The 9,560-nt window shown below is 59.6% G+C and carries 15 protein-coding genes; 8 read left to right on the top strand and 7 right to left on the bottom strand.

The genetic code is table 11. The features are described 5' to 3' along the window. Positions 1–43 precede the first annotated feature (43 nt). Together ACXAGD_RS15900 and ACXAGD_RS15895 are read right to left on the bottom strand one after the other, a co-directional pair. Positions 44–652 (bottom strand): MlaC/ttg2D family ABC transporter substrate-binding protein, encoded by a 609-nt coding sequence (locus tag ACXAGD_RS15900; RefSeq protein WP_475211870.1) that lies wholly within the window; start codon positions 650–652, stop codon positions 44–46. Further along, complete coding sequence (locus tag ACXAGD_RS15895) at positions 642–1,412, bottom strand: MlaA family lipoprotein (protein ID WP_475212612.1); 771 nt, start codon at positions 1,410–1,412, stop codon at positions 642–644. The genes ACXAGD_RS15900 and ACXAGD_RS15895 overlap by 11 nt, the downstream gene beginning before the upstream one ends. Positions 1,413–1,747: 335 nt before the next feature. On the opposite strand from ACXAGD_RS15895, the gene ACXAGD_RS15890 reads away from it, so the two are divergent. The 4 genes from ACXAGD_RS15890 to ACXAGD_RS15875 are packed head-to-tail and all read left to right on the top strand — an operon-like array spanning position 1,748 to position 4,490. Beyond that, a complete protein-coding gene (locus ACXAGD_RS15890) occupies positions 1,748–2,203 on the top strand; it encodes a RidA family protein (RefSeq protein WP_475211868.1) in 456 nt (151 codons plus the stop codon). Then, positions 2,200–2,967, top strand: a complete 768-nt coding sequence (locus ACXAGD_RS15885) for a glycerophosphodiester phosphodiesterase family protein (protein ID WP_475211867.1) — start codon at positions 2,200–2,202, stop codon at positions 2,965–2,967. The genes ACXAGD_RS15890 and ACXAGD_RS15885 overlap by 4 nt, the downstream gene beginning before the upstream one ends. A gap of 45 nt (positions 2,968–3,012) precedes the next feature. Next, the gene (locus tag ACXAGD_RS15880) at positions 3,013–4,200 is read left to right on the top strand and encodes a GNAT family N-acetyltransferase (protein WP_475211865.1); all 1,188 of its coding nucleotides are present in this window, start codon (positions 3,013–3,015) and stop codon (positions 4,198–4,200) included. After that, positions 4,197–4,490, top strand: coding sequence for a 4a-hydroxytetrahydrobiopterin dehydratase (locus ACXAGD_RS15875; protein ID WP_475211864.1), 294 nt, complete (start codon positions 4,197–4,199; stop codon positions 4,488–4,490). Before ACXAGD_RS15880 ends, ACXAGD_RS15875 begins: the two co-directional genes overlap by 4 nt. On the opposite strand, the gene ACXAGD_RS15870 is transcribed toward ACXAGD_RS15875, so the two are convergent. The 4 genes from ACXAGD_RS15870 to ACXAGD_RS15855 form a co-directional block, all read right to left on the bottom strand. Next, positions 4,487–4,792 carry a hypothetical protein gene (locus ACXAGD_RS15870; RefSeq protein ID WP_475211862.1) on the bottom strand — a complete coding sequence of 102 codons (306 nt, stop codon included), beginning with the start codon at positions 4,790–4,792 and terminating at the stop codon, positions 4,487–4,489. The genes ACXAGD_RS15875 and ACXAGD_RS15870 overlap by 4 nt on opposite strands. Positions 4,793–4,840: 48 nt before the next feature. Beyond that, complete coding sequence (locus ACXAGD_RS15865) at positions 4,841–5,188, bottom strand: EF-hand domain-containing protein (protein ID WP_475211861.1); 348 nt, start codon at positions 5,186–5,188, stop codon at positions 4,841–4,843. 11 nt (positions 5,189–5,199) lie between these two features. Continuing rightward, the gene (locus tag ACXAGD_RS15860; protein ID WP_475211859.1) at positions 5,200–5,445 is read right to left on the bottom strand and encodes a glycine zipper 2TM domain-containing protein; all 246 of its coding nucleotides are present in this window, start codon (positions 5,443–5,445) and stop codon (positions 5,200–5,202) included. A gap of 103 nt (positions 5,446–5,548) precedes the next feature. Then, positions 5,549–6,034 carry a redoxin family protein gene (locus ACXAGD_RS15855; RefSeq protein ID WP_475211858.1) on the bottom strand — a complete coding sequence of 162 codons (486 nt, stop codon included), beginning with the start codon at positions 6,032–6,034 and terminating at the stop codon, positions 5,549–5,551. 98 nt (positions 6,035–6,132) lie between these two features. On the opposite strand from ACXAGD_RS15855, the gene ACXAGD_RS15850 reads away from it, so the two are divergent. The 4 genes from ACXAGD_RS15850 to ACXAGD_RS15835 are packed head-to-tail and all read left to right on the top strand — an operon-like array spanning position 6,133 to position 8,732. Beyond that, the gene (locus ACXAGD_RS15850; RefSeq protein ID WP_475211857.1) at positions 6,133–7,344 is read left to right on the top strand and encodes an NAD(P)/FAD-dependent oxidoreductase; all 1,212 of its coding nucleotides are present in this window, start codon (positions 6,133–6,135) and stop codon (positions 7,342–7,344) included. Then, positions 7,341–7,901, top strand: coding sequence for a 16S rRNA (guanine(966)-N(2))-methyltransferase RsmD (rsmD, locus tag ACXAGD_RS15845; RefSeq protein WP_475211856.1), 561 nt, complete (start codon positions 7,341–7,343; stop codon positions 7,899–7,901). Before ACXAGD_RS15850 ends, rsmD begins: the two co-directional genes overlap by 4 nt. Next, positions 7,894–8,529, top strand: coding sequence for an HAD family hydrolase (locus ACXAGD_RS15840; RefSeq protein WP_475211855.1), 636 nt, complete (start codon positions 7,894–7,896; stop codon positions 8,527–8,529). The genes rsmD and ACXAGD_RS15840 overlap by 8 nt, the downstream gene beginning before the upstream one ends. A gap of 23 nt (positions 8,530–8,552) precedes the next feature. Beyond that, positions 8,553–8,732, top strand: coding sequence for a hypothetical protein (locus tag ACXAGD_RS15835; protein WP_475211853.1), 180 nt, complete (start codon positions 8,553–8,555; stop codon positions 8,730–8,732). On the opposite strand, the gene map is transcribed toward ACXAGD_RS15835, so the two are convergent. Beyond that, a complete protein-coding gene (gene map, locus ACXAGD_RS15830) occupies positions 8,720–9,532 on the bottom strand; it encodes a type I methionyl aminopeptidase (RefSeq protein ID WP_475211851.1) in 813 nt (270 codons plus the stop codon). The two genes, ACXAGD_RS15835 and map, sit on opposite strands and share 13 nt — an antisense overlap. Positions 9,533–9,560 lie beyond the last annotated feature (28 nt).

Below are 9,560 nucleotides of genomic sequence, written 5' to 3'. Positions count from 1 at the left end.
CGCGAACTTAATCGCGCGGCGCTTGTTCAAACTGTAAACCGGATCAGCTGACTTTGTTGCGGTTCATGTCCTTGATCAGACGGTTCAGATCACCACCGCGCGCATCCAGCATCGCGCCGATCTCGGTCCGCTCGGTCAGCAGCATATTCACGCCTTCGATGAACATGTTGAAGAACTTGTCACGTCCTGATTTGTCCGACACCAAGAAGGTTACCTCGAACGGTGACGAGCCCTGCAGCTTGACCGAGGTGCGCACCTCGTAGCCTGCCTTGATCTTGCGGGCATTGCGCACGGTCACCTGACCGCCGATGAATTCGCGGAAACGACGTCCGTATTTATTCGAGATATAGCCCTGGAACGCTCTGGTGAACTGTTTCAGTTGCGACGGGCTGGCTGAACGACCGTCGGCCCCCAACACATAACGCGCCATAATCGGCACATCGGCGTATTGCACAAAGATCTTTTCGAAATCGCGGATCATCGCTTTTTCGGATTTGCCCGAGGCGATCACGCGGTTGATGTCATCCACGACACTGACAACCAGAGCTTTGGCGCTGGCTTCGGTCTGGGCAAAGGCGGGAAGGGCGGTCAGCATCACGCCGGCCAGGCCGGTGGCAATAAAACCGCGTCTGTTCAGATGGTTATTCGGCATAGGGGTCCTCGTAGGGGTCTAGGTAGGGGTCCCTGACAGGGTCGGTCCCGGTTTCTGCATAGGGGTCATCATACAGACCCAGATAGGCTTCCTCATCATCACGTGCCAGTTCGAAGCGGCGATTTTGGATGTAGATTGTCTGTGCCTGCGCATAACTGTCGGCGCTTTCGTATAGAATCGAATCCACCGTATCCGAGAACCGGCCCCGGTCACCCATCCGGCGCACAACCTCGGCATAGACGCCGATATTGTCGACCGGGCGCACCGGGCTAAAGTTGATCGGGTTCGAGAACAGGTTGACGACCACGCCAATCGAATCCCGCTGGGTCGAGGGGCCGTAGAAAGGCAATTCGACATAAGCACCCTCGCCAACGCCCCAAACGTGCAGGGTCTCGCCGAAATCGGTATCCACCGGCGGCAGGTTCAACTCGGCGGCTGGGTCAGACAGGCCCAATCCGCCCACCGTGGAATTGACCACAAAGCGCAGCAGAGCGTTGCCGGATTGCTTGACGTTGCCCTGCAACAAGTAATCCAGTGCCTGTCCGGGCATCGTCAGGTTTTCGGCGAAGTGATTAAAGCTGGTCACCATCGGGTCGGGCACGATCTTGACGTACCCTTTCGAGGCCGGGCGGAACAGAAACCGGTCTACGCCCAGGTTGAACTTGTGAATGCCCCGGTTGGTTCTTTCATAGGGATCGAACACCTCATTTGGTGGGGCCCCTTCCGGAGGTCGCGTGGCGCAGGCGCTCAGGACTGTCATCAGGGACAGCACGATCAGGTGCTTCAGGCGGGGTCTGCTCAACACTGTCTTTGCCACTCCAAACCGTTCGGGGTCGTTGACCCGAACTATCAATCAATACTGCCTATGGCCACATAGCGCGGCCTAATCTGACGTCACATATACGTTCCAAAACAAGCAGGAAACAAATAGCGTTTAACCTGCCCGGTGGGCCAAGGTAAAGCGGCACTGCTTCAACTGTTCGGAATAAGAAGAGTTACGCCCACCTTTCGGGCAGGTCCATCCCCGTTTTCAGGCTTTCCGAACCTGACCTTCCCGGTTAGCTTCGCCGCGACTCAAGATTTGGAGAAACCCTCATGAGCATTGCAGCGAAACTGGAAAGCCTCGGCATCAACCTACCGGACGCGCCCGCACCGGCAGCGAATTACGTGCCTTTCGTACGGGTCGGCAACATCGTTTATGTGTCGGGTCAGATTTCCAAGGATGATGAACTGATCACCGGCAAGCTGGGCGATGACATGGATGTCGACGCCGGTGCGGCTGCAGCCAAGGTCTGCGCCATCAACCTGCTGGCACAGGTCAAGGCGGCCTGCGGTGGCGATATCGACAAGCTGGTGCGCGTCATCAAGCTGACCGGTTTCGTAAACTCGACCGCCGATTTCACCGCACAGCCGCAGGTCATTAACGGCGCGTCCGATTTCCTGGTCGAAGCGCTGGGTGATGCCGGTCGTCATTCCCGTTCCGCCGTCAGCGCCGCCGCGTTGCCGCTGGGCGTCGCCGTCGAAATCGAAGGCATCTTCGAGGTCCAATGACACCGTCCCTGCCTTCCGTATTCTTGCAAACCCCGATCGCGCATCGGGCACTGCATGACAAATCGGACAACCGCCCGGAAAACAGCCGGGCGGCCATTCACGCCGCTGTCGAAGCCGGATACGGGATCGAGATCGATCTGCAACGGACATCGGACAACCGGGCGATGGTATTTCATGACTATGACATGACGCGTCTGACCGGGCAGGCGGGGCCGATTCAGCAGGTCTCGGCAGCGCAGGCGCAAGCCACCCAATTGCTACACGCAGATGACGGTATCCCAACGCTGGATGAGGTGTTGGAGATGGTGGGCGGCACGGTGCCGCTGCTGATCGAGTTCAAGGATCAGGACGGCGCGATGGGCACCGATGTCGGACCGCTAGAGGCGGACGCGGTGCGGGCGCTGCAAGGCTATGACGGGCCTGTGGCTCTGATGTCCTTCAACCCCAATTCAGTGGCCGAGCTGGCGCGCCTTGCGCCGCATCTGCCGCGCGGCTTGGTGACGTGCTCGTATCAGCCCAAAGAGGAACTGTTGTCGCAGACCGTCTGCGATCACTTGCGCGACATCCCTGATTTCAACCGGGTCGGCGCCAGTTTTATCAGCCACGAGGTTGCCGACCTTCCTCGCCCCCGTGTGGCCGAGTTAAAGGCGCAGGGTGTTCCGATTCTGTGCTGGACGGTGCGGTCGCCTGAACAAGAGGCAGAAGCGCGTAAGATTGCCGACAATGTTACCTTCGAAGGGTATCTGGCACAGCAGTCGGGTTGAACCCACCCCCAACCGTCACAGATAAAGACCAGACGCGGAGGGCATATGGATCAGGCGCAAATCGAAGTTCAGGTTCTGGGATCGCTGTCGCAGATTTCTGCTGAAGACTGGGACAGTTGCGCCTGCCCTGAGGCCGCCGAGGGCGGACGGCCTATGGACCCGTTTACCACCCATCGGTTCCTGCTGGCGCTGGAAAACAGCGGCTCGGTCGGGCGTGGTACCGGTTGGCAGCCGCAATACCTGACAACCTATCTGGACGGGATGCTGATCGGTGCGGCCCCGATGTATGCGAAGTCGCACAGTCAGGGCGAATACATCTTCGACCATAACTGGGCCCATGCCTATGAAAACGCAGGCGGGCGGTATTACCCGAAACTGCAGATTGCCGTGCCCTTTACCCCCGCCACCGGGCGGCGCTTTCTGGTGCGTCCGGGCTATGAGGCGGTGGGAATGTCGGCATTGGTACAAGGCGCAGTGCAACTGGCCGCCGACAACCGGGTATCCTCGCTGCACGCCACGTTTTGCACCGAGGGCGAGGCCATCGCCGGTGAACAGATGGGCCTGATGTTGCGCACCTCGCAGCAGTTTCACTGGCTCAATGATGAATACGCGGATTTCGACGGGTTTCTGACCGCGCTGTCCTCGCGCAAACGCAAGAATATCCGCAAGGAACGGGCGCAGGCCTGCGGGTTTGGTGGCGAGATTCGCACGCTGACTGGCGATGAACTGCGCCCCGAGCATTGGGATGCCTTCTGGACGTTCTATCAAGACACCGGATCGCGCAAGTGGGGCACGCCCTACCTGACCCGTCAGTTCTTTGATATCGCACAGGAAACCATGGCGGATGACATGGCCTTGGTGCTGGCGGAACGCGACGGATATCCGATTGCCGGGGCGCTGAACTTCATCGGGCGCGAAACCCTGTTTGGCCGCTATTGGGGCTGCGTCGAACATCACCCCTGCCTGCATTTCGAATTGTGCTACTATAGGGCGATTGATTTTGCCATTGCCCATGACCTGGCTCGGGTTGAAGCCGGGGCGCAGGGTGAACACAAGTTGGCACGAGGCTATTTGCCCACGCGCACGCATAGCTTGCATTGGGTCGGTGACCCCGGTTTTTCCGATGCGATCCGAAAATATCTAGACGCCGAGGCCGCCGCAGTGGGAGAAGAGATCGAGATCCTGACGGAATATGGCCCGTTCAGGAAGTTGAACCCGGAGGAACAGCAATGACCGAACTACTGTCGATCGAGACCCGCGGGCCGCTGCTGGACCCGCTGTTCGAAAATGGTTGGACCATGGTCGAAGGCCGGGATGCGATCACCAAGACCTTTATCTTCGAGGATTTCGTCCACGCCTTCGGCTGGATGACGCAGGTGGCGATATTTGCCGAGAAATGGAACCACCACCCCGAATGGTCCAATGTCTACCGTACAGTCGAGGTTACTTTGGCTACCCATGACGTGGGTGGCCTGTCAGCGCTGGATGCCAAGCTGGCCCGCAAGATGGACAGTCTGTGTTAGCGACTGCCTGAACCGACGCCGCCAGCCAGCGATGCGGCAGTACCCATCTGCTGAAACTCCGCGGGTGTAACGGTGCCACTACTGACATCAATGCCCTCAGGAATACGTGTAGTCCGGTTGCCGATCTGGCGTACGCTGCGTGCGGCCGGGTTAATATCCAGACAGCGATTGTTATAGCAGGTCAGCCCAGCGGTGTTGATCTGGATACGCGTCTGCCCGTCCGGTCCGGTCACTACTGGCGCTTGCGGCGCGTCGCAGGCCGCCAACAGGCCCAAAACTCCGAGAATTACCCATTTTTGCATGGCACGCTCCCTGAGTGGATGGCCCCGCAAATCGCGAGGCCGTCCGGTTTAATCCAATAGGCCGTTCTGGTCTTTGTCGGCCGACAGGAAATCGTCGTTCATCTGGTAGTCGTATTCCGACCTTGACATAAAGCCGTCATTGTCGCGGTCAACCTGCTGAAACTGGTCGTCGTCCAGATGCGGTTTTGCTTCTTGCAGTCCCACCGAATTGTCTTTGTTCACATCCATCGACTGGAAGGCGTAGTCGGCAAAGGCGTCGTATTCTTCCCGGGACAGGAAACCGTCGTTATTCTTATCGATGGCTCTCAGCTCGTTTTCGTGCAGCTCGGCAACGTTTTCGGCCGAGGCGGCACCGGCCAGCAAAACGGCCGCAGCGATAATAAGTCCACGTGTCATTCCGGCTCTCCTCAACATGCGTATCTGTTGCCTTGAACGGCACCGGTGGCTGCACCTGCCGCTGTCAGGATAGACTTGCCTGACCCGCCACCGAACTGGTTTCCGATTGCGCCGCCGATCAGTGCGCCACCCAGTGACCCGCTCAGACAGGCGATCTCATGCTGCCGTGCCGCCTGTTGTTGCGGCGTCGGCGCCGGGCCGCAGGCGGCCAATGCCCCCGCAGACCCAATCAATAGCGTAATAATCTTCAGTTTCATTCAGCAAACTCCCTGATTGTATTGGTCAAATATTGGCAGATCGGGGCGTCGCATCAAGTTAAATGGCACTAGCGGCCCCAAGGTTACCCGGGGCCTTGTGGTATCAGATCACATCCAGCAGGCCCTCACCTGCGGATATTTCGCAGGCACCGGGGTTTTCTTCCAGATTCAACGCCACAACTTTTCCGTCCTCTACCAGCATGGCATAGCGCTTGGATCGCGCGATCAGGCCGGCTGGCGGGGCGTCGAAATCCATGCCGATGGCCTTGGTGAACTCGGACGCGGCATCGCCCAGCATGGTCAGTCCAGCATCGGTGGCGCCGGTGGCCTCACCCCAGGCTTTCATGACGAAGGGGTCGTTAACCGAGACGCAGATGATCTCGTCCACGCCTTTGGCATCGAACTGATCCTTGGTGCGCATGAAGCTGGGCACATGGGCCGAATGGCAGGTCGGCGTAAACGCGCCGGGCACCGCAAAAATCACCACTTTGCGCCCTTTGGTCTTGTCTGAAATCCGCACCTCTTCGGGGCCGTCTGCACCCAGTTGGGTCAGCGTGGCGTCGGGCAGCATGTCACCTGTTGAAATCATTTTAAGCTCCTGTCGTTTGGATTTGCAGAGTCGGGCTCAGCCGCAATATAGGTGGTCACGTGGATGAGACCACGGGAATTCGACACGGTGGGAGGAACATGAGCCATATTGTCGTGATCGGTGCGGGGCAGGCGGGGTCTTCGCTTGTTGCCAGACTGCGCAAAGACGGGTTTGACGGGGATATTACCCTGATCGGGGCCGAGCCGCATCTGCCTTATCAGCGCCCGCCGCTGTCCAAGGCCTATCTGCTGGGTGAGATGGAGCTGGAGCGCCTATTCTTGCGGCCCGAGAGTTTCTATTCCGAGAACAACATCACCTTGCGTCTGGGGCAGCGTGTGACTGCGATTGACCCGCAGGCCAAGACCGTGACCGTCGGGGATGAGGTCATCGCGTATGACGAACTGGCGCTGACCACAGGATCCGATCCACGCTACCTGCCCGCAGCAATTGGCGGGGATCTGGAAGGCGTACACGTGGTGCGCGATCTGGCCCATATCGATGAGATGGAGCCCCGCGTGGCAGACGGCGCGCGCGCGCTGATCGTCGGCGGCGGTTACATCGGGCTTGAGGCCGCCGCAGTCTGCGCCAAGCGCGGGGTCAAGGTGACCTTGGTCGAGATGGCGGACCGGATTCTGCAGCGGGTCGCCGCCCCCGAGACCAGTGACTACTTCCGAGCGCTGCATACCGAGTACGGCGCCGATATCCGCGAGGGCGTCGGGCTGGATCGTCTGATCGGTGAAAACGGTAAGGTCGTCGGAGCTGTCCTGACCGATGGTACCGAGCTGGAGGTTGATTTCGTAGTCGTCGGCGTGGGCATCGCCCCTTCGACACAACTGGCTGAGATGGCGGGGCTGGAACTGGACAACGGCATCAAGACCGATGCTCATGGCCGCACCTCAGATCCGTCGATCTGGGCCGCGGGCGATTGTGCATCCTTTCCGCATGGTGAGGGACGTATCCGTCTGGAAAGTGTCCCGAACGCGATCGATCAGGCCGAGATCGTTGCCCAAAACATGTTGGGCGCAGCCAAAGACTACGTAGCAACGCCGTGGTTCTGGTCGGATCAGTATGACGTCAAGCTGCAGATCGCGGGCCTGAACACTGGCTATGACCGCGTGGTGACCCGCAAGGGCGAAGGACAAACGGTGTCCTTCTGGTACTACAAGGGCGATCAGCTGATTGCGGTGGACGCGATGAACGATCCGCGCGCCTATATGGTCGGAAAACGCCTGATTGAATCGGGCAAGACCGCCGATCCTGCCATCGTGGCCAACCCTGATGCGGACCTTAAACCGCTGCTCAAGGCGTGAGGATCATCGCCGGAGAGTTCCGGGGCCGCGCGTTGGCCTCGGTCGGCAAAGGGGATGCGGGCGCACATCTGCGCCCCACCACCGACCGCGTGCGCGAAAGCCTGTTCAATGTGCTCAGCCACCAGATCGACTTTGACGGTCTGCGTGTGCTGGACCTGTTCGCGGGCACCGGCGCATTGGGGATTGAGGCGTTGTCGCGTGGGGCGGCGCATGTGACCTTTGTCGATGACGGCCGCGTGGCACAGGGTCTGATCCGTAAAAACATCGATCTGACCCGCAGTACTGACCGCACCGATCTGATCCGCCGTGACGCCACGCGGCTGGGCGAAAATCCTGGCGCGCCTTATGATCTGATCTTTATGGACCCACCCTATGGCAAGTCCATGGGCCAGAAAGGCATCGCCGCCCTGTCGCAAGGCTGGATCGCCGACGATGCCCTGATCGTATGGGAGGAAAACGCCCCGATGCAACCGCCCGAGGGGTTCACTCTGCAGGACAGCCGCAAATATGGTGACACGCATATCACCCTGATGTGGAGCGCGGATCCGAATGCATGATCTGGTCATCTTCGATTGCGACGGCGTTCTGGTCGACAGTGAGCCGCTGTCCAATCTGGTGATGGTCGCAAACCTAGCCCGACACGGTTTGTCTTTGACGGCGGATGAATGCCACAGGATCTTTACCGGCAAGACCATGCCGGAAGTTCAGGAGATCGCCCGCAGTTTGGGGGCTGATCTGCCCGAGAACTGGATTGCGGAATTCGATGCTGAAACCGATGCCCATCTTCGGCAGGGGGTGCCTCTGGTTCCCGGCGTGTTGGAGTTGTTGACGCTTCTGGACGAACGCGGCGTGCCTTTCTGCGTTGCCTCCAATGGCGGGCCGGACAAAATGCAGGTCACGCTGGGGCAGAACGGCCTTTGGGATCGGTTCAAGGACGTGATGTTCTCGGCCTACACCTTAGGCGTGGGCAAACCCGACCCGACAATGTTCCTGACAGCGGCGAAACAATTCGGCGCTTCGCGGCCGGTGGTCATCGAAGACAGTGCCAGCGGTGTCACCGCCGCAATCCGCGCCAATATGCGCTGTCTGGCCTATGCGCCGCATGGAGGCGGGGAAAAACTGGCCAAACTTGGCGCCGAAGTGTTTGCAGACATGGCCGAGGTTCCAGCGCTTTTGGGGATTTGACCGGGACGTGCTAGTATCAGCGCATGGACCGTGCCCTGAAACTCCCGTTATGGACTGTACCGCAGGAAACCGACGCAACCACTGGCCCCGAGCAGAAACCCATGCGCGCGCCGGTGTTCATCCATGACGCGGTCACGCCATGGGGGCAGGAAACCCTGTTGCTGAAACTGATGCGCGATCAGGCCGCTGATCAGGAGGAATAGGTCGGATGAAACTTGTCGCCCGGTGACAGGGTGAAGATTTCGACCCCATCCGCCGTAACACCTACCGAGTGCTCGAACTGCGCAGACAGCGACTTGTCGCGGGTCACAGCGGTCCAGTCATCGGCCAGCGTTTTGGTCTCAGGGCGGCCGAGGTTCACCATCGGCTCGATGGTGAAGAACATGCCCTCTTCCAGAACCGCGCCAGTCCCTGGACGGCCATAGTGCAGCACGTTCGGCGGGGCATGGAACACCCGACCCAGACCGTGGCCGCAGAAATCGCGTACGACGCTCATCCGGTGCGCTTCGACATAGGCTTGAATAGCGTGGCCGATATCACCGAAGGTGTTGCCTGGCTTGACCATCTCGATACCCTTGAACAGGGCGTCATGGGTCACCTGGATCAGGCGCTCGGCCTTGCGGGGCAGTTTGCCCGCCACATACATGCGTGAGGTATCGCCGAACCAGCCGTCGACGATGACCGTGACGTCAATGTTCAGGATATCGCCTTCCTTCAGCCGCTTGTCGCCGGGAATGCCGTGGCAGACCACGTGATTCACGCTGATGCAGCTGGCGTGCTGATAGCCCTTGTACCCGATGGTCGCCGAGGTAGCGCCTGCGTCCTCAACCATCTGAGTGATCAACCCGTCAATCGCGCCGGTGGTTTGGCCGGGAAAGACGTGTTCGGCAATGTCATCCAGAATCCGCGCGGCCAAGGCCCCTGCCGCGTGCATGCCGGCAAAGTCACCCTGTTCATAAATGCGGATACCGTCCTTGGTCAGACGGCCACGATGTTCTTTCATGGATGCGAGGCTCCAAATGTTTCGCGCA

The sequence above is a fragment of the Ruegeria sp. ABF4_144 genome, assembly GCF_056160045.1.
Note: the sequence above shows the minus strand (reverse complement) of the source record. Positions and strands in the feature narration are given on the sequence as shown.

What these genes read in the sequence shown, in the direction of transcription:
- ACXAGD_RS15900 (WP_475211870.1), bottom strand. Translation starts at nt 652, where the DNA reads ATGCCGAATAACCATCTGAACAGACGCGGTTTTATTGCCACCGGCCTG.
- ACXAGD_RS15895 (WP_475212612.1), bottom strand. Translation starts at nt 1,412, where the DNA reads ATGACAGTCCTGAGCGCCTGCGCCACGCGACCTCCGGAAGGGGCCCCA.
- ACXAGD_RS15890 (WP_475211868.1), top strand. Translation starts at nt 1,748, where the DNA reads ATGAGCATTGCAGCGAAACTGGAAAGCCTCGGCATCAACCTACCGGAC.
- ACXAGD_RS15885 (WP_475211867.1), top strand. Translation starts at nt 2,200, where the DNA reads ATGACACCGTCCCTGCCTTCCGTATTCTTGCAAACCCCGATCGCGCAT.
- ACXAGD_RS15880 (WP_475211865.1), top strand. Translation starts at nt 3,013, where the DNA reads ATGGATCAGGCGCAAATCGAAGTTCAGGTTCTGGGATCGCTGTCGCAG.
- ACXAGD_RS15875 (WP_475211864.1), top strand. Translation starts at nt 4,197, where the DNA reads ATGACCGAACTACTGTCGATCGAGACCCGCGGGCCGCTGCTGGACCCG.
- ACXAGD_RS15870 (WP_475211862.1), bottom strand. Translation starts at nt 4,792, where the DNA reads ATGCAAAAATGGGTAATTCTCGGAGTTTTGGGCCTGTTGGCGGCCTGC.
- ACXAGD_RS15865 (WP_475211861.1), bottom strand. Translation starts at nt 5,188, where the DNA reads ATGACACGTGGACTTATTATCGCTGCGGCCGTTTTGCTGGCCGGTGCC.
- ACXAGD_RS15860 (WP_475211859.1), bottom strand. Translation starts at nt 5,445, where the DNA reads ATGAAACTGAAGATTATTACGCTATTGATTGGGTCTGCGGGGGCATTG.
- ACXAGD_RS15855 (WP_475211858.1), bottom strand. Translation starts at nt 6,034, where the DNA reads ATGATTTCAACAGGTGACATGCTGCCCGACGCCACGCTGACCCAACTG.
- ACXAGD_RS15850 (WP_475211857.1), top strand. Translation starts at nt 6,133, where the DNA reads ATGAGCCATATTGTCGTGATCGGTGCGGGGCAGGCGGGGTCTTCGCTT.
- ACXAGD_RS15840 (WP_475211855.1), top strand. Translation starts at nt 7,894, where the DNA reads ATGCATGATCTGGTCATCTTCGATTGCGACGGCGTTCTGGTCGACAGT.
- ACXAGD_RS15835 (WP_475211853.1), top strand. Translation starts at nt 8,553, where the DNA reads ATGGACCGTGCCCTGAAACTCCCGTTATGGACTGTACCGCAGGAAACC.
- map (WP_475211851.1), bottom strand. Translation starts at nt 9,532, where the DNA reads ATGAAAGAACATCGTGGCCGTCTGACCAAGGACGGTATCCGCATTTAT.